Below are 17,644 nucleotides of genomic sequence, written 5' to 3' on the forward strand. Positions count from 1 at the left end.
GATGACGAACACCGAACTGCTGACCCGCGCGGACGTGCTCCGGCACGGCCGGACCCCGTTCGTCCTGGCCACCGTCGTCCACGCGGAACGGCCCACGAGCGCCAAGCCCGGGGACAGGGCGCTGGTGCTGCCGGACGGCACCGTCGAGGGCTTCGTGGGCGGCGCATGCGCCGAGACGACGGTGCAACTGCAGGGCCTGCGGGTGCTGGAGACCGGCGAGTCGCTGCTGCTGAGAATCACGCCCGCCGCGGACACCGGGGCCGAAGAAGCACAGGAGCCGGGCGAAGGCCTGGTCACGGTGGCGAATCCCTGCCTGTCGGGCGGGACGCTCGACATCTTCCTGGAGGCCAACCTCCCTCCGGCGCTGGCGTACGTCTATGGACACGCTCCCATCGCCCGCGCTCTGCTCGACGTCGGTCGCGTGCTGGGCCTCGACGCCCGACCGGCCTCGCCCGGCGAGCCGCTGCCACCCGATCTGGACATCGTCGTCGTCGCCACGCACGGCCGCGACGAGCAGACCGTGCTGATCGAGGCCGCGCGGGCCGGGATCCCGTACATCGGTCTTGTGGCCAGTCCGAGGCGCGGTGCGTCGGTGCTCGCCGGGCTGGATCTCACCGACGAACAACGCGCGCGCGTCCACACCCCCGCCGGCCTGGACATCGGCGCACGGACCCCGGCGGAGATCGCGCTGTCCGTGTATGCCGAGATCATCGCGCTGCGGCCGCAGGCGCCCCGGGCCGCGCGCCCCGGAGCCGTCCCCGCCGCGCCGCGGACCAGGACCGAGGACGTGGATCCCGTGTGCGGCATGACCGTGGCGATCACCCCCGACACCCTCTCGCTGGACCGGGCCGGCCGCCGGATGTACTTCTGCGGGCCGGGATGCCGGCACGCCTTCGCCGACGACCCCTTCCCCTACGCAGATGCCTGACCCCGACCCCCTCGTAGCGGATGTTCCCGCCCTGCGCTCGCGGCTGGACGCCGTCGGCTACCTGGCCGACGACGCCCTGGCCACGGCGCTGCTGCTGGCCGTGCGCATGCGGCAGCCGATCCTGCTGGAGGGCGAGCCCGGCGTCGGCAAGACCGAGGCGGCACGGGCGCTCGCCACCGTGCTCGACACCCCGCTGATCCGGCTGCAGTGCTACGAGGGACTGTCCTCGGCCGAGGCCCTGTACGAGTGGAACTATCCGCGGCAACTGCTGGCCATCCGGCTGGCCGAGTCCCGTGGGGAGTCCCTGCGCGACGCCGATCTGTTCGCCGAGGACTATCTGCTGCCACGGCCGCTGCTCGCCGCGATCTCCCACCCGGGACCGCGGCCGGCCGTGCTGCTCATCGACGAGGTGGACCGCGCCGACGACGAGTTCGAGGCGTTCCTGCTGGAGTTGCTGGCCGATGCCGCCGTCACCATCCCCGAACTGGGCACCCGGACGGCCGCGGTGGCGCCGGTGGCCGTCCTGACCTCCAACCGCACCCGGGATCTGCACGACGCGCTCAAGCGCCGCTGCCTCTACCACTGGATCGGGTACCCGGACACCGCGCGGGTCGCCGCGATCATCCGCAGACGGGTGCCGGAGTCGGCCGAGTGGCTCGCCGCGCGCGTGGCGCGCGGGGTGGCACGCCTGCGTGCCCGGCAGGAGCTCACCAAGCCGCCCGGCATCGCCGAGGCCATCGACTGGGCGGGCGCGCTGCACACGCTGGGGCTCACCGTTCTCGACACCGAGGCCGCCGACCGCACCCTGGGGGCGGTGCTCAAATACGCCGAGGACCTGGAGGCCGTACGCCGGTCCGGACTGGCGGAACTGGTCGACGCGGAGGCGGGTTCCTCCGATGCCTGACCTGCCGGAACTGGCCGCCTCGTTCACCGCCGCCCTGCACGACGCGGGGATCGCGGTGGGCCCCGACCGTACTCGGAGCTTCGCCCGGGCGCTCACTGTGCTGCCACCGTCGACGACGCGTGAGCTGCGGCACTGCGCGCTCGCCACCCTGGTGTCCGACCGCGAGCAGATCGAGCCGTTCGACGCGGTCTTCCGCGCGGTCTTCGGCGCCCCGACCGGCCCGGGAGCACAGCGCGGGCAGCCCGGCGACCCGCCACGGTCGCTCCCGGACACCGTGCCCGGTCGCGTCCACGGCGCCCGGAAGGCCGCTGCGAACGGACAAGGCCGGGAGGCCGGCGCACCGCCGCGGGAGGCGCCCGTGCCCCTCGCCGCCAGTCCGCTCGACCGCCTCGCCACCCGCGACTTCGCGGCTCTGTCCGCCGAGGAACTGGCGCGGCTCTCCGAGGTGATGCGCAGCATCGTGCTGCGCACCCCGACCCGCCCGTCGCGCAGACGCCGCACCGCGCTCCACGGTGAGCGCATCGACGTGCGCCGCACCCTCTCCGTCAGCCGGCGCACCGGCGGATATCCGCTGCGACTGCGCCGCTTCGTGCCCCGAACCCGCCCCCGCGACCTCATCGTGCTCTGCGACATCTCCGGATCGATGGAGCCCTACGCCCGCGCGATGCTGCAACTGCTCTACTGTGCCACCCGCGCCGCCCACGCCGAGGTGTTCACCTTCGCCACCCGGCTCACCCGCCTCACACCCGCCCTCCGGCGGGCCGGGCCGTACGACGCCCTGGCACGGGCCGGACGGGCGGCCCCGGACTGGTCCGGGGGCACCCGGATAGCGGAGTGCCTCGCGGAGTTCAACGAGAGGTTCGGCCGACGCGGCATGGCGCACGGCGCCGTGGTCGTCATCATCTCCGACGGCTGGGACACCGGCGCGCCCGCCGCGCTCGCCACCCACATGGCGCGGCTGTCCCGGGTCGCCTATCGCGTCGTATGGGTCAACCCACGCACGGCGAGCCCCCGTTACCGCCCGCTCGTCGCCGGCATGGCCGCCGCGCTGCCCTACTGCGACGCCGTCGTCAGCGCGCACAGCCTTGAGGCCCTGGACGACTTCACCGCGGCTCTGTCCGCCCCGGGCCGACGGCGGTGACCCCTCGCTACTCCTGGGGCTCTCCCCCGGATTCCACTCCGCCGGGCAGCCCGACCGGACGCCGGCCCCGGGGCTGCTGCGGCTCGGGGCGAGCGGGCACGGGCGGTACCGGGCGGTCGACCGGTTCATCGGTGGTCACTGTCACGGGCTCCCCGTGGTGCAGTACCTCCAGCGGCTCTCCCTCCACCAGGGTGTACCGCGCATTGGCCGGGCCGATGTCCACGTTCAGCCGGTGCCCGCGCACCGTCACGGTGAACGCCACCCGGGACAGCGCTTCGGGCAGGCGCGGCGCGAAGCACAACCGGTACGGCTCCCCGTTCTGCCCGATGTGCCCGCGCATCCCCCCGAAGCCGACGACCAGTGCGATCCATGTGCCGGCGAGTGAGGCGATGTGCAACCCGTCGCGGGTGTTGTGCTCCAGGTCCTCCAAGTCCATCAGCGCTGCCTCGCCGAGGTACGCGTAGGCCAGCCGCAGATGCCCGGTCTCGGCGGCCAGCGCCGACTGGCAGCACGCCGACAGGGAGGAGTCGCGGACGGTGAGCGCCTCGTAGTAGGCGAAGTTACGTGCCTTCTCCTCGTCGGTGAACGCGTTCGAGCACTCCATCATCGCCAGCACCACGTCGGCCTGCTTCACCACCTGCTTGCGGTACAGGTCGAAGTAGGGGTAGTGCAGCAGCAGCGGGTAGTTCTCGGGCGGGGTCGCGTCGAAGTCCCAGCGCTGGAAGCGGGTGAAGCCGGCCGACTGCTCGTGCACGCCCAGAGCCTCGTCGTACGGCACCGCCATGCGGCTCGCGGCGTCCCGCCAGGCCGCCGCCTCCTCGTCGTCCACACCGAGTTCCTCGGCCCGGTCCGGATGGCGCGTGGCCGCATCCGCCGCGGCCAGCAGGTTCTGCCGGGCCATCAGATTGGTGTAGAGGTTGTCCCGGGCGATCGCGCTGTACTCGTCGGGTCCGGTGACCCCGTCGATGTGGAAGACGCCTTCGGCGTCGTGGTGACCGAGGGAGCGCCACAGGCGGGCGGTCTCCACCAGGAGGTCCAGCCCCTCACCGCGCTCGAACTCCTCGTCGCCGCTCACCGCGACGTACCGGACCACGGCCATGGCGATGTCCGCGTTCACGTGGAAGGCCGCCGTCCCGGCCGGCCAGTACGCGGAGCACTCGGCTCCGTTGATGGTCCGCCAAGGGAAGGTCGCCCCCGCCAGCCCCAGCTGACGCGCCCGCTCGCGTGCTTTCGGCAGGGTCCAGTGCCGCCATCTCAGTGCTGGGGCGACGGTCTGTGGCGCGGTGTACGTGAGTACCGGCAGGACGTAGGACTCGGTGTCCCAGAAGGAGTGCCCGTCGTACCCGGTCCCGGTCAGTCCCTTCGCGGGGATCGCCCGCTCCTCGCCGCGGGCGGCCGCCTGGAGTACGTGGAACAGGGCGAACCGTACGGCCTGCTGGATCTGCGCGTCCCCCTCCACCTCGACGTCCGCGCCGGCCCAGAACTCGTCCAGGTAGGCCCGCTGTTGGGCGAGCAGCCCGTCCCAGCCGGCGCTCACGGCGGCCGCCACCGCCCCGTCGACCTGGTCGTGCACCGCGGGCAGCGAGCGCTGCCCGGACCACCCGTAGGCGACGAACTTGACCAGCCGCAGCCGCTGTCCGGGCGCCAGTTCCGCGGTCACCGTCAGGCGGCTGACGTCCGGCTCGCTCTGCGCCGTCCACCGGGTGCCCTCCGGCCCGTCGACGAGATGGTCGGCCGCCGCTCCCACCCGCACTGTGCTGCGCCCGGTGCGGTGGACGAGCCGCAGCCGGGTGTCCTGGGCGAAGTGTTCCTCCGCCGTCAGCGGGGACTCGGTCGCCGCGGCGACCCGCGGGTCGCCTTCGGTGTGCGGCAGTTGTTCGTTGGCGACGAGTTCGGACTGCACGGCCACGGTGACCGGTCCGTCGGTCGGCTCGACCTCGTACAGCACCGCGGCCACCGCTCGTTGGGTGAAGGACACCAGCCGCTTCGAGGTGATGCGGACCGTCCGGCCGCCGGGCGTGGTCCACCGCGCTGTTCGGCTGAGCACACCGGAGCGGAAGTCCAGGACCCGCTCGTGGTCCAGCAGCCGGCCGTAGCGCAGATCGCACGGGTGGTCGTCGACCAGGAGTCGGACGATCTTGCCGTCGGTGACGTTGATCACCGTCTCGCCGGTCTCGGGATAGCCGTAGCCCGCTTCCGCGTACGGCAGTGGATGGCGCTCGTAGACGCCGTTGAGATAGGCGCCGGGCAGTCCGTGGGGCTCCCCCTCGTCGAGGTTCCCGCGCCACCCGATGTGCCCGTTGGACAGGGCGAACACCGATTCGCTCTGGGCGAGTACCTCCAGGTTGAGCTCGGTCTCTCGCAGGCACCACGGCTCCACCGTGAAGCTGGGATGGGTGATCACCGCGACTCCAGGAGTTCGGCCAGGTCCCGTACCACCACGTCCGCGCCGTGCGCCCTCAGCTGCTCCGCCTGGCCCACCCGGTCGACCCCCACGACCACGCCGAACCCTCCGGCCCGGCCCGCCGCCACACCTGCGAGAGCGTCCTCGAACACGGCGGCCGCGTCCGGCTCCACTCCCAGGACGCGGGCCGCCTCCAGGTAGGTGTCCGGTTCGGGTTTCCCGCGCAGGTCGCGTTCGCGCGCGACCACCCCGTCGATCCGCTCGTCGAACAGGTCCTCGATGCCCGCCGCCACCAGGACGTCCCGGCAGTTGGCACTGGACGACACCACCGCGCGACTCAGACCGGCTTCCCGCACCGCGTGGACGAACCTGACCGAGCCCTCGTAGGGCTCGACCCCCTCCTCCCGGATCCGTTGCAGCACCAGGTCGTTCTTGCGCGTGCCCAGCCCGTTCACGGTCTCCGCCTCCGGCGGGTCGTCCGGCGATCCTTCGGGCAGGCGCACCCCGCGTGCGGCGAGGAAGGTGCGCACCCCGTCCTCGCGGGGGCGCCCGTCCACGTATTCGTCGTAGTCGCCGACCGCGTCGAAGGGAACGAACGCGGTCCCCTCACGCGCCGCGCGCTCGCGGAGATAGTCGTCGAACATCTCCTTCCAGGCGGCCGCGTGCACCTTCGCGGTCTGGGTGAGCACCCCGTCGAGGTCGAACAGACAGGCACGTACGTGATCAGGAAGCCCCAGCATGCCGTCGAGGCTAGGAGAGGCCGTGCGGACCGCGGTGCGGAGACACCGCCCGCCGCGCCGGAAGGAACCCGCTCGGTGGAGGCGCGGGCGGCATCCGGAGCAACTCGGCCGGGTGAGCCCGTCGCTGTGCTCAGTGGCCGGCCGGAAGACTCCACCGGTACGGTGCGATCAGCTGCTGGATCCGGTCTGGCCCCCAGGAGCCCGGCGCGTAGGGCTCGACGGGCGGCGGCTCCGCCAGCAGGGGTGTGGCCGCCTCCCACAGCCGTTCGATGCCGTCCGAGCGGGTGAACAGGGACTGGTCCCCCAGCATGGCGTCCAGGAGCAGCCGCTCGTAGCCCTCCAGAGCGTGCTCCTCGTTGTAGGAGCCGGCGTAGTGGAAGACCATCTCCGCGTCCTCCAGCCGCATCGCGGGTCCGGGTTCCTTGGTGAGGAACCGGGCCGTGATGGTTCCGGGATCGTCGAAGTCGATCACCAGTTCGTTGCTGCACGGAACGGCGCGCTGGTCGACGTCCACCGGGAACATGCGCAGCACCGGCTCGCGGAAGCCCAGGGTGACCACGTGCCGGCCCTGGGCAAGGGATTTGCCGGACCGCAGGAAGAAGGGCACGCCGGCCCAGCGCCAGTTGTCCAGTTCGACGCGCAGGGCCACGAAGGTCTCGGTGTCCGAGTGCGGGTCCACTCCCGGCTCCTCGCGGTAACCGGTGTACTGGCCGCGGACGACATGGGCGGGCTCCACCGGCCGCAGGGACTGGAAGACCTTCTCCTTCTCGTCCCTCAGCGCCTTCGCCTCCAGTGTGGTCGGAGGTTCCATCGCCACGAATCCCATGAGCTGGAAGAGATGAGTGACGATCATGTCCCGGAAGGTGCCGGTCCCTTCGAAGAAGCGGGCCCGGCCCTCGATGCCGATCTTCTCCGGTACGTCGATCTGCACATGGCTGATGTGGTCCCGGTTCCAGATGGGCTCGAACAGGCCGTTGGCGAACCGCAGGGCGAGGATGTTGTCCACCGACTCCTTGCCCAGGAAGTGGTCGATCCGGAAGATCGCCGACTCGTCGAAGACGGCGTGCATCGTGGCGTTCAGGGCCCGGGCCGACGGCAGGTCGGTGCCGAACGGCTTCTCCACGATCACCCGCGCGTTCTGCGAGAGGCCCGTGTCGCCCAGCAGTTGGACGACGGCGGAGAAGGCGACCGGGGGCACGGCCAGGTGGAAGAGCCGGCGCGGCCGGCCGCCGAGCGACTTCTCGGCCTTCTGCACAGCGGCCAGCAGCGGCTGCGGATCCTCCGGGTCCGCGGCACCAAAACTGAGCGCCTCTTCGAACGCCTCCCACGCCTCGCCCTGCGGTTTCGAACGGCCGAATTCACCGACCGCCTCGCGGGCGTGGGTGCGGAACTCCTCGTCGCTGAGGGCGACGGCGGCGGGTGCGGATCCCACCACCCGGTAGTGCTCGGGCATCAGTCCGGCCTGGGCCAGGTGGAAAAGCCCTGGCAGCAGTTTGCGGCGGGCCAGGTCGCCGGTGGCCCCGAAGAGCACGATCACATGGTCGTCCGGTCGTTGGTCCGCGGACGCGGGCCGGGCCGGGGTCGAGGTCGGTCGCGCCACGGTTCAGCCCGCCTTCTCAGCGTGCCCGCCGAACTCACCGCGCATCGCCGACAGCAGTTTGCCGGTGAACTCGCCAAGGCCGCGCGAGTCATAGCGCTCGTAGAGGGCCGCGGTGATCACCGGAGCGGGCACGCTCTCGTCGACCGCCGCCAGCACCGTCCAGCGGCCTTCCCCGGAATCGGAGACCCGACCGGCGAATCCGTCGAGCCTCGGCGACCGGGCCAGCGCGTCGGCGACCAGGTCGACCAGCCAGGAGCCGACCACCGAACCGCGCCGCCACACCTCGGCGACCTCGGCGACATCGATCTCGTAGGCGTAGGCGTCGGGATCGCGCAGCGGGGCGGTCTCGGCGTCGACCGTGCGGTCGTGCAGTCCCGCGTCGGCGTGCTTGATGATGCTCAGGCCTTCGGAGATCGCGGCCATCATCCCGTACTCCACCCCGTTGTGGACCATCTTCACGAAGTGGCCGGCACCGCTGGGCCCGCAGTGCAGGTAGCCGTCGGGGGCGGTGCCGGTCTTCGCGGTCCGGCCGGGGGTGGGTTCGGCGCTGCCGGCGCCCGGGGCGATGGTGCGCAGAAGGGGGTCCAGGCGCAGCACCGCCTCCCGCTCTCCGCCGACCATGAGGCAGTACCCGCGCTCCAGGCCCCAGACGCCCCCGGAGGTGCCGCAGTCCACGTAGTGGACACCGAGCGGTGCGAGTTGCCGCGCGCGGGTGATGTCGTCCCGGTAGTAGGAGTTGCCGCCGTCGATCACGATGTCATCGGGGGTGAGCAGGCCGGCCAGTTCGTCGACCGTGCGCTGCACCACGCCCGCGGGCAGCATCAGCCAGATGTTCCGCGGCCCGCTGAGCTTGCCGACAAAATCCTCCAGGGAGGACGCCGCGGTGGCGCCCTCCTTCTCCAGCTGTTTCACGGCGTCGGCGTCGAGGTCGTACACCACACAGGTGTGGCCGTCGCGCATGAGCCGGCGCACCAGGTTGGCGCCCATGCGTCCGAGTCCGATCATGCCGAGTTGCATGGGATTGTCAGCGGTCATGGTGTGCCTCCGTACGCTCTGCGCTGAGAGCCGGATGGGTGCGGTCAGGTGATGGGCCCCGGCTACTGTCGGGCCGCCAGCACCTCGCGCGCGGTCTGCGCGACCCGTTGGGGGGTGAACCCGAACTTCGTGAGCAGGCTTTTCAGCGGGGCCGACGCGCCGTAGGTGTGCATGCCGACGACCGCTCCCCGGTCACCCACGTAGCGGTCCCAGCCGAAGGTCGACGCCTGTTCCACGCCCACGCGCGCGGTGACCTCCGGTGGCAGCACCGCGTCGCGGTACTCCCGCGGCTGCCGGTCGAACAGTTCCCAGCAGGGCATGCTCACGACGCGGGCGGCGATGCCCTCGGCGGCGAGTTCCTCCCGTGCCGACAGGGCGAGGAAGACCTCGGAGCCGGTGGCCAGCAGCAGGACCTGCGGTGCGCCGTCCGGGGCGTCGGCCAGGACGTAGGCGCCGCGGGCAACATCGGAGGCGGGTGCGAGAACGGACCGGTCGAGGGTGGGCAGAGCCTGGCGGGAGAGCACCAGGGCAGCCGGCTCGTGGCGCAGGGCAGTGACCACGCGCCATGTCTCCACGACCTCCGCCGCATCGGCCGGACGGAAGACCAGCAGGCCCGGCATGGCCCGCAGACCGGCGAGCTGTTCGACCGGCTGGTGGGTGGGGCCGTCCTCGCCGACGCCGATGGAGTCGTGCGTGAAGACGTGCACCACCGGGATCTCCATCAGGGCGGACAGCCGGATGGCCGCCTTGGCGTAGTCGGAGAAGATCAGGAAGCCCGACCAGTACGGCCGTAGCTTGGTCAGCGCCATGCCGTTGGCGATGGCCGCGGAGGCGTGTTCGCGCACTCCCAGGTGGAGGTTGCGGCCGCCCGGCTCGTCCGGTTGGCAGTCCCCTGCCCCGTCGAAGGTGAGGCGTGTCTTGGTGGACGGGGACAGGTCGGCGGAGCCGCCCAGCAGCCAGGGCACTCGCTCGGCCAGCGCGTTGAGCACACGGCCGGAGGAGTCCCTGCTCGCCAGGCCCTTGGCGTCGGGGGCGAACTCGGGGAGGGCCGCCTCCCAGTCCTCGGGCAGCTCCCGGCGCTGCATGCGCGTCAGTTCGTCGGCGAGGCGCGGCCAGGCCGCCCGGTACGCCTCGAAGGTCTCGTCCCACGCCGTGCGCAGCCGCTCGCCGCGGGCGCCGATGCCCTCGGCGAAGTCCTTGCGGACCGTGTCGGGGATCAGGAAGCGTTCGTCGGGCGGCAGGCCCAGGAAGCGCTTGGCACTGCGGACCCCCTCTTCGCCGAGGGGTGAGCCATGGGCCTGGGGCGAGTCCTCCACGGGCGAGCCGTAGCCGATGTGACTGTGCACCAGCACCAGGGTGGGCCGCTCCTTCTCGGCGCGGAACGAGTGGAACGCGCGGGCCACGGCGTCCAGGTCGTTGGCGTCGGCCACAGTGGTGACGTTCCAGCCGTAGGCGAGGAACCGGGCCGCCACGTCCTCGGTGAAGGTGATGTCGGTGTGGCCCTCGATGGTGATCCGGTTGGAGTCGTAGATCCAGCACAGGTTCGCCAGGCCCTGGTGCCCGGCGAGGGAGGCCGCCTCGGAGGAGATGCCCTCCATCATGCAACCGTCTCCCGCCAGGGCGTAGACGTCGAAGTCGAACAGGGGGAAGCCGTCCTGGTTGTACCGGGCGGCCTGCCAGCGGCCGGCCAGTGCCATGCCGACGGAGCTGGCGACTCCCTGGCCGAGTGGCCCGGTGGTCGTCTCCACGCCACTGGTCCACCGGTACTCGGGGTGACCGGGACAGCGGGAGTCGAGCTGCCGGAAGCTCTTGAGGTCGTCCAGGGTGACGGCGGGGCGTCCGAGTACCTCGTAGTCCGGGTCCACGGCCCGTACGCCCGCCAGGTGCAGCAGCGACCAGAGCAGCACGGAGGCGTGTCCCTCGGAGAGGACGAAGCGGTCCCGGTTGGGCCAGATGGGGTTCTGCGGATCAAAACGCAGGAACCTCTGCCACAGGGTGTACGCGACGGGCGCGATCCCCATGGGTGTACCGGGATGTCCTGACTCCGCCTGCTGGACGGCGTCCATGCACAGGCCGCGGATGGTGTTCACCGACAGCATGTCCTGCTCGGTCATGGGCACCGGTCCGTTCTGGTCGAGATGCCTGCCCTTTCAGTACACGCCGTATCGCCACTCGCCGCATGAGCAGATACCGCCATCGGGTGACCGCCCCCGACCACGGCTCAGGACCGGAAGTCCCCACGCGCTGAACAACAGCGGCAGCGGATCGACGCGTCGGAGGCCCGGCGAGCGGAACGCCTGGCGCTGCTGGAGCGGTTCGTCGCCGTGGGGGCCGAAGCGGAACGTGCCGCGTTCGGCCGGCCCGCCGACTGGGACGACACCCGCGACTGGTTTCTGACGACCCGTGACGCCACGAAAAGGCCGTGGGTCGCGGAAAGGCTCAGCCGCATCCAGTTCCCCCGGCCCGTACATGACGCGGCACGCGCACACTTCCTCGACCTCGACCGGACCGTGGGGGAAGGCCTGCCCGACGGCGAGAGCGTGCGGGACTGCCTGGAACGCGGCCGGGCGGTGGCCCCTCGGGGCTCACGCCCTGCCGCGTTCCGCCGCCTCCCTCGTCGGGTCAGCGGTCCGCGTTCGAGGCCGCGTCCCGGTCGGCCGCGGCGGCGGCCGACTCGGCCGCGTTCACCTTCTGCCGCATCTGCGAGTATCCCGACGGCGTGGCCGCGGGAGTCTTCGACGACGCCCCGTCGTGACCGGAGCAGCCGACGGCCAGAGCGGCCAGCAGAACCGCCGACACCGCGAAGGCCTGCGCGCGCATCAGCCCGCCGCCTTCCCGCCGTCGTTGTCCTGGCACCACGTCCTGACCTCGGCGAGGTCCTTCTGCCGCTGCTCGAGCATCGGCACGAGAGCCTTGCGAGTCGTCAACCGGTCCTGGAGAAACGTGGCGATCTCGGTGTGGCCCGCCTTCTTCGCGTTGTCCACGCGGCGCTCCAGCCGGGCCACCGAACCGCGGGTGCCCGCCCCGGCCTCCAGTCGCTTCAGCGCCCGGTCGATCCGCCGGTCGATCCTCGGCACCCGCTTGCACAGCGCTTTGGCCCCGTCGCCGGTCGGTCCCGGCGCGGGGGTGCTGTCGGCCGCGGCCGCGCCCGTGCCGCCCGCGAGCAGCGCGGCCGCAGCCAGCCCGGCCAGCAGGGTACGGCGCCTTCGCCGGTTGTCCATCACTTGCCTCCGTTTCCGGACGGATCGCTCGGCCGCCCGTCCCGCGGCAGGCTAGGAGCCCTCTTTGGGGAAACTCTGTGACCGGTATGTCCCGGCTGTCCCGATCAACCAGTCGCGGCGGTACGGCAGTTCCCCCGCCGCAGCCGGCAGCCGCACCTCGAAGCGCGCCCCCGCGCCGCCCGGAGCGTCGCCCACCGTGACGGTGCCCCGGTGCAGCGCGGCCTGCTGAGCCACCAGCGTGAGGCCGAGCCCGGAGCCGGCGCTGGCCGGGCCGCGCCTGAACCGCTCGAAGATCCGCTCCCGGTCACACTCCGGAACTCCCGCACCGTCGTCGTCCACCGTGAGCACGATCCACTCGTCCGCGCGCCGTATCCCCACCGTCACGCTCGCCCGCCCCCGTGCGTCGACTCCGTGGGCCAGGGCGTTGGCCAGCAGGTTGTCCAGCAGCAGCCGCAGTCCTGATTCCCAGCCGCGCACGGTGACACCCGCCGGTGCGTCCAGCGCGATCAGTGCGCCGGGCGAGCGGCGCCGGGCCTCGGCGACGGCCGTCTCCGCGATCTCCGTCAGGTCGGCGGTGCGGAACGCGTCCGCCTCCACCAGGTCCCCGCGCCCGAGGTCGCGCAGCATCACCAGCAGGCCCAGCAGCCGGCCGTGCTCGCGCTCCAGATCGGCGACGACCTCCGTGCGGTCCGGTTCGGGGAGCCCGGGGTGCCCGACCAGGATGTCCAGGTTGGTGCCCATGCTCATCAGCGGAGTGCGCAGTTCGTGGGCGGCGGCAGCGGAGAAGGAGCGGGCGGTGTCCAGCGCCTCGGCGGTTCGGGCGGCCTGTTCGTCGTAGCGGGCCAGCACGGTGCGTACCGTGGCGGCCAACTCGTCGGCCTCGGCGATGCCGGTCCGCTCCAGCGGCGGGCGCGCGCGGTCGGTGCGCGGATCCAGTCCGGCGGTGCTGCGGGTCAGTCTGCGCAGCGGCGCGGCGGCACCCGCGGACATCCCCCAGGCCAGCAGGCCGGACAAAGGGGCCGCCAGCACGGTGGTGACGAGCACCCGGCGCCGGACCAGCCGCAGCCGGCCGCGGTCGGCGGTGTCCGGCGCGAACACCCACAGGGTGCCGGTGGCCAGCGGGGTGCGCACCGGGCGGGCCAGTGCCCGCCAACTGTCGTCTTCGGCGCGCACGGTGACCGGTGTGCCGGTCCGCGCGGGCAACGGCACGCCGGAATCGGGCTGCGGCCCACCGCTGAACGAGCCGTCCGGCCCCACGATCCGTACGCCCACGTCGAGCGCCGCGCTGTAGAGGGCGCGTTCACGGGTGTCCGCGGCCTTGGGCCGCCCGGCCGCCCCGGCCCGCAGCAGCGCGCGGGCGTCCGGGACGAGGGCCGCTGCCCGTTCCCGCAGATGGTCGTCCTCGGCGCGGTGCAGATCGCGGGCGACGAACTGGAGCAGCAGCCACCCGGAGGCCAGCACCAGCAGCGGCACCGTGCAGCCGACCGCCAGTCCGATCCGGGCCGACAGCCTCACGGCTCCTCCCGCAGGACGAAGCCGACCCCGCGCACGGTCTGGATGAGCCGCGGCGCACCGTCGGCCTCCAGTTTGCGCCGCAGGTAGCTGACGAAGGTGTCGACGGCATCGCTGCGCACGTCGAAGTCGTAGCCCCACACCCGCTCCAGCAGCTGGTCACGGGTGAGGACGAGTCCGGCGTTGCGCGCCAGCGCCTCCAGCAGCTCGAACTCGCGCCGGGTGAGGTCCAACGGCCGCCCGCCACGCCGTACGGTGCGGGCGGCCGGGTCGATCAGCAGATCCGCCACCCGCAGCGCCTGTTCCTGGACGGCGGGTGGCCGTCGGCGCAGCAGCGCGCGCAGGCGCAATACCAGTTCCTGCAGGGCGAACGGCTTGACCAGGTAGTCGTCGCCGCCGGCCTGCAGGCCGGCTATCCGGTCGGCGGTCTCGTCGAGCGCGGAGAGCATGAGCACCGGCAGATCCCGGCCGTCGGCGCGCAGCCGTGCGCACACCTCGATGCCGCTCATGCCGGGCATCGACACGTCGAGGACCAGCACGTCGGGCGGGCCGTCCGCGACGGCGGCCAGCGCGCCGAGCCCGTCGGGCGCGGTGCGGACCGTGAAACCGCTCAGTCGCAGCCCGCGCTCCAACGACCGCCGGATGGCCGCGTCGTCGTCCACGACCAGGACCGTCCCCGGGGGTGCCGTCCCGCCCATGCGTCCCTCCCTCACCCGCTGCCGCGCCCGGCCGACCAGGGTCCGTCAGCCGTCAGCGCCCGGTCAGCGTACGGCCCTGCTCACTTCCGCCGACCATCGGACCGCTGGAGGCGATGGCGGTCCGGCTGCGGTGTGACACGCCCACGCGATACAACGCCGGTCGGATTTTGGCACGTCACGACATTCCGGGACGTGTCCCGTGGGCGACGGTCTGTGCCAATGGAGAGCAACGCCCGGGCGGACCGGCCGCCCGGCGATGTGAAAGGAGGGCAGCCATGGCTGCCATGCATCACGTGCGCAGGATCCTGCTGGTCACCGTCACGAGCATCGCGGCGCTGATCGGCGCCGGATCGGCCTTCGCGGCGACCGGTACCAATGGGCTGACCCCGGACCCCTCGGGGGCCAGGGTGACGCACAACAGCTACGTGAGGAGCGTGTTCGGCAACACGGGCTCGCACGCGATGTACTACTACAACGTGGGCGGGTGACTTCGATGGCGGCGGCTTCCGTGTCGCCCGGCCCCGAGGGGTACGGGTTCGGCAACAGGCTCGCGTTCGGGCAAGACGCACTGGGGTTTCTGCTCCGCCAGCGGGAGTACGGGGACCTGGTCCGCTTCGACGACGGTCTATACATGGTCAACTCGCCGGTCCTGGTCGAGCAGGTGCTGAAAGAACACGAACGGCACCTACGGCATCACCCGGGACCTGCTGGGTGAGGAGACCGACGGCAGCCGCGCTTCGGAGGATGTGGCCCGGTGGATGCGTGCCCGCAGCCTCGCCGGGCGGGGACTGAACCGCGCCGGTCTGCGGGCTGCCGGTGACCGGATGGCTGTGGTGGTGGCCGGGCACGCCGAGCGCTGGCGGGCCGGCGGGAGCATCGAGGCGATCGGGGCGCTGGAGGAGCTCAGCGCTCGTCTGATCGCCGAGTTCTGTCTGGGGCCCGAGCCCGGCCGGGTGCCCGCACTGGTGGCCAGGCTGCAGGACGCACGGCTGCCCGCGGCCGTTCCGTGGCGCGGCCGGTCGTCGGTCCTGCGCAGGCGACGGCTGCGGCGCGCGGGGAGTGAGCTGGTCACAGAGGTGTCGCGCCTGGTCGCGGCGCGTGCCGCCGGACGGGAGGGGGCGCCCTCCGTGGTCGCCGATCTGCTGATCGAGGCGTGCGCCGAGGGCGCGCTCACCTGTGATGGTGCGGTCAGTGTGATCGTCGCGAACCTGTTCGCCGCGCACGAGACCACGGCCGCCGCGCTGGCCAGGCTGTTCCTGCTGCTGGACCGACATCCGCGGCTGCACGGGCGGGTGGCGGACGAGGTCGACCGGGAGTTGGGCGGGCGGCTGCCCGTGGCGGCCGATCTGCCGCGGCTGCCGGTGACCGAGGCGGTGGTGAAGGAGACGCTGCGGCTGTATCCGCCGTTGTGATATCTGGAGCGGGCGGTGGAGGAACCGAACGTCCTCGGCGGTGTCACGCTGGTGCCGGGACAGCGGGTCGCGGTCAGCCCGTTCGCGCTGCACAGGGATCCGGCACTCTACGAGGAGCCGTCGGTGTTCCACCCGGACCGCTGGATCGACCGTGCCGCGGCCCCCCGGCTGCCCGGATACACGTATGTCCCCTTCGGCGGTGGGCCGCGTATGTGTCTGGGTGCGCACTTCGGGACGGTCGCGATGGTCATCGCCACCGCGACGGTCGTCGCCCGGTACCGGCTTTCTCCGGCGCCGGACTGCACGCCCGTGTTCGACACGCGCACCATCCTGCAGCCCAGGGGGCTGGTCCTCGATGCCGCAGACCGCGAACCCACGACCGCTGCCGGCAGACCGAGGACGAATCAGCACGGGCGGAACGAGCGGCGATAGAGCGCAGACCGCGACAGAGGGAAGGCGACGCCGCGCACCGCCGACGGGCGAGAGGTGCCGCTGGCCGGCTCACGCGCAGGCGACGTGGGCCTTCGGCGCCAGATGCACCCGGTCGCCGTGCCGCCATTGCGGGCCCAGCAACGCCGGCATCCGGTCGAGGCGCCGACAGAGGGTGTCGACGCGGATGGAGAGCGCAGCGGCGGTACGGGCGAGGCTCCCGTCGCAGGCGAAGTACGTGAGCCCGGTGCGGACCAGTCGCCGCCGCGGGTCTCGTCGTGACCGAGCAGCGGGCCGCCGGCACGGCGGACGAAACGGGCGAGTTCCTCGCGCCCTGCCTCGCCCCGCCCGGGGGACCCTCCCGCGCCGAGGCCCCCTCGTCCTGGCCGGTGTCAGGTGAGGCGGCGAAGCGTGTCGGGGGTGAGGTCGGCGAGGGTGGGGTAGCCGTCGACGGCCATGAGCAGGTCGGCTTCGGCGAGCAGGGCCCGCAGCACATGGATGATTCCGGCCTCGCCGCCGTGGGCGAGGCCGTACGTGTAGGGGCGGCCGACGCCTACGGCGGTGGCGCCCAGGGCGACGGCCTTGACGATGTCGGCTCCCGTGCGGACACCGGAGTCGAACAGGACGGGCGTGCCGTCGGCGGCCTCGACCACGGCGGGCAGGGCGTCGAGGGCGGGCAGGCCGCCGTTGGCCTGGCGTCCGCCGTGGTTGGAGCAGTAGATGCCGTCCACGCCGGCGTCCTTGGCGCGCAGGACGTCGTCGGGGTGGCAGATGCCCTTGAGGATCAGCGGCAGGTCGGTGATCGAGCGCAGCCAGGGCAGGTCGTCCCAGGTGAGCGGGTTGCCGAAGATGCGTGCCCACAGCGCGACCGCGGCCTTCGGGTCGTCCTCCGGGCTGTGGGCGAGGCGGGAGCGGAAGACGGGGTCGCTGGTGTAGTTGGCCAGGCAGTTCCCGCGCAGCTGAGGGAAGTTGCTGGTGCTCAGGTCGCGGGGGCGCCAGCCGGTGATCCAGGTGTCCAGGGTGACCACGACGCCCTTGAACCCGGCCTTCTCGGCACGGTGGACCAGGCTCTCGGCGAGTTCCCGGTCGGTGGGGGTGTAGAGCTGGAAGAAGCCTGGGGTGCCGCCGAACTCCCCGGCGACCTGTTCCAGCGGATCGACGGTCAGCGTGGAGGCGATCATCGGCACGCCGGTGCGGGCGGCGGCGCGGGCAGTGGCGAGATCACCGTGGCCGTCCTGCGCGCACAGCCCGATCACGCCGACCGGGGCCATGAACAGCGGCGAGGGCAGGCGCATCCCGAACAGGTCGACGCTCAGATCGCGGTCTGTGGCCCCCACCATCATGCGCGGGACGAGGCCCCAGCGTTCGAACGCCGTGACGTTGGCGCGCTGGGTGCGCTCGTCGCCGGCACCGCCGGCGACGTAGGACCGGACCGAGGCGGGCATGGCGGCCTGAGCCAGCGGCTCCAGGTCGTCGTAGGTCATCGGGAAGCGCGGCACCACCCCACGCAGCCCGTCGATGTAGATCTCGTCCTGGTAGTCGGCGAAAGCCATGGCCGGTCCTCCTTCGGGTCCGCCGGGTGCGGTCCCTTGAAGTCCACGATGGAAGAGTGGTGCGTGA

At 72.3% G+C, this 17,644-nt stretch carries 16 protein-coding genes and 2 pseudogenes; 7 read left to right on the plus strand and 11 right to left on the minus strand.

All coding sequences use genetic code 11. The annotated features are described in order from the left end of the window. The first annotated feature begins 1 nt into the window (after window position 1). The 3 genes from ACIPSA_RS31130 to ACIPSA_RS31140 are packed head-to-tail and all read left to right on the plus strand — an operon-like array spanning window position 2 to window position 2,973. A complete protein-coding gene (locus ACIPSA_RS31130; protein WP_402640289.1) occupies window positions 2–928 on the plus strand; it encodes an XdhC family protein in 927 nt (308 codons plus the stop codon). Further along, complete coding sequence (locus ACIPSA_RS31135; RefSeq protein ID WP_402640291.1) at window positions 921–1,832, plus strand: AAA family ATPase; 912 nt, start codon at window positions 921–923, stop codon at window positions 1,830–1,832. The genes ACIPSA_RS31130 and ACIPSA_RS31135 overlap by 8 nt, the downstream gene beginning before the upstream one ends. Further along, window positions 1,825–2,973 (plus strand): VWA domain-containing protein, encoded by a 1,149-nt coding sequence (locus ACIPSA_RS31140; protein WP_402640293.1) that lies wholly within the window; start codon window positions 1,825–1,827, stop codon window positions 2,971–2,973. The genes ACIPSA_RS31135 and ACIPSA_RS31140 overlap by 8 nt, the downstream gene beginning before the upstream one ends. Before the next feature lie 7 nt (window positions 2,974–2,980). Here ACIPSA_RS31140 and ACIPSA_RS31145 read toward each other — a convergent pair whose 3' ends face one another. The 5 genes from ACIPSA_RS31145 to tkt form a co-directional block, all read right to left on the minus strand. Then, window positions 2,981–5,377 (minus strand): glycoside hydrolase family 65 protein, encoded by a 2,397-nt coding sequence (locus ACIPSA_RS31145; RefSeq protein ID WP_402640295.1) that lies wholly within the window; start codon window positions 5,375–5,377, stop codon window positions 2,981–2,983. Continuing rightward, window positions 5,374–6,117: a beta-phosphoglucomutase family hydrolase gene (locus ACIPSA_RS31150; protein ID WP_402640297.1), complete on the minus strand. Its 744-nt coding sequence runs from the start codon at window positions 6,115–6,117 to the stop codon at window positions 5,374–5,376. The genes ACIPSA_RS31145 and ACIPSA_RS31150 overlap by 4 nt, the downstream gene beginning before the upstream one ends. 130 nt (window positions 6,118–6,247) lie before the next feature. Further along, window positions 6,248–7,717, minus strand: coding sequence for a glucose-6-phosphate dehydrogenase (gene zwf / locus ACIPSA_RS31155; protein ID WP_402640299.1), 1,470 nt, complete (start codon window positions 7,715–7,717; stop codon window positions 6,248–6,250). A gap of 3 nt (window positions 7,718–7,720) precedes the next feature. Further along, entirely contained in the window at window positions 7,721–8,752 is a 1,032-nt protein-coding gene (gnd, locus tag ACIPSA_RS31160) for a phosphogluconate dehydrogenase (NAD(+)-dependent, decarboxylating) (RefSeq protein ID WP_402640301.1), read from the minus strand. A 62-nt stretch (window positions 8,753–8,814) separates the two neighbouring features. Then, window positions 8,815–10,866, minus strand: a complete 2,052-nt coding sequence (gene tkt / locus ACIPSA_RS31165; protein WP_402640302.1) for a transketolase — start codon at window positions 10,864–10,866, stop codon at window positions 8,815–8,817. Between the two features lie 126 nt (window positions 10,867–10,992). Between tkt and ACIPSA_RS31170 the strand changes: the two are divergent. Continuing rightward, window positions 10,993–11,319: pseudogene (locus ACIPSA_RS31170) on the plus strand (hypothetical protein); the annotation flags it as partial. A 55-nt stretch (window positions 11,320–11,374) separates the two neighbouring features. On the opposite strand, the gene ACIPSA_RS31175 reads toward ACIPSA_RS31170, so the two are convergent. Genes ACIPSA_RS31175 through ACIPSA_RS31190 form a run of 4 tightly spaced genes read right to left on the minus strand, consistent with a single transcriptional unit; the run spans window position 11,375 to window position 14,183 of the window. Continuing rightward, a complete protein-coding gene (locus ACIPSA_RS31175; RefSeq protein ID WP_402640304.1) occupies window positions 11,375–11,572 on the minus strand; it encodes a hypothetical protein in 198 nt (65 codons plus the stop codon). After that, window positions 11,572–11,973, minus strand: a complete 402-nt coding sequence (locus ACIPSA_RS31180; RefSeq protein WP_402640306.1) for a hypothetical protein — start codon at window positions 11,971–11,973, stop codon at window positions 11,572–11,574. The genes ACIPSA_RS31175 and ACIPSA_RS31180 overlap by 1 nt, the downstream gene beginning before the upstream one ends. A 51-nt stretch (window positions 11,974–12,024) precedes the next feature. Next, window positions 12,025–13,488 (minus strand): sensor histidine kinase, encoded by a 1,464-nt coding sequence (locus ACIPSA_RS31185; RefSeq protein ID WP_402640308.1) that lies wholly within the window; start codon window positions 13,486–13,488, stop codon window positions 12,025–12,027. Beyond that, window positions 13,485–14,183 (minus strand): response regulator transcription factor, encoded by a 699-nt coding sequence (locus ACIPSA_RS31190; RefSeq protein ID WP_402640310.1) that lies wholly within the window; start codon window positions 14,181–14,183, stop codon window positions 13,485–13,487. Before ACIPSA_RS31190 ends, ACIPSA_RS31185 begins: the two co-directional genes overlap by 4 nt. Before the next feature lie 275 nt (window positions 14,184–14,458). Between ACIPSA_RS31190 and ACIPSA_RS31195 the strand changes: the two genes are divergently transcribed. The 3 genes and pseudogenes from ACIPSA_RS31195 (at window position 14,459) to ACIPSA_RS31205 (ending at window position 16,027) form a co-directional block, all read left to right on the plus strand. After that, complete coding sequence (locus ACIPSA_RS31195; protein WP_402640312.1) at window positions 14,459–14,671, plus strand: hypothetical protein; 213 nt, start codon at window positions 14,459–14,461, stop codon at window positions 14,669–14,671. Window positions 14,672–14,676: 5 nt separating this feature from the next. Further along, on the plus strand, window positions 14,677–14,898 hold the full coding sequence (locus ACIPSA_RS31200; RefSeq protein WP_402640314.1) for a hypothetical protein: 222 nt from the start codon (window positions 14,677–14,679) through the stop codon (window positions 14,896–14,898). Window positions 14,899–15,007: 109 nt separating this feature from the next. Beyond that, window positions 15,008–16,027: pseudogene (locus tag ACIPSA_RS31205) on the plus strand (cytochrome P450). 69 nt (window positions 16,028–16,096) lie between these two features. Here the strand turns inward: ACIPSA_RS31205 and ACIPSA_RS31210 are convergent. Further along, window positions 16,097–16,420: a helix-turn-helix domain-containing protein gene (locus tag ACIPSA_RS31210; protein ID WP_402640533.1), complete on the minus strand. Its 324-nt coding sequence runs from the start codon at window positions 16,418–16,420 to the stop codon at window positions 16,097–16,099. Next, the gene (locus ACIPSA_RS31215) at window positions 16,417–17,577 is read right to left on the minus strand and encodes an alpha-hydroxy-acid oxidizing protein (RefSeq protein WP_402640316.1); all 1,161 of its coding nucleotides are present in this window, start codon (window positions 17,575–17,577) and stop codon (window positions 16,417–16,419) included. Before ACIPSA_RS31215 ends, ACIPSA_RS31210 begins: the two co-directional genes overlap by 4 nt. Between the last annotated feature and the right edge of the window lie 67 nt (window positions 17,578–17,644).

The organism is Streptomyces sp. NPDC086549 (assembly GCF_044746205.1).
In the GTDB taxonomy this organism is placed as follows: Bacteria; Actinomycetota; Actinomycetes; order Streptomycetales; family Streptomycetaceae; genus Streptomyces.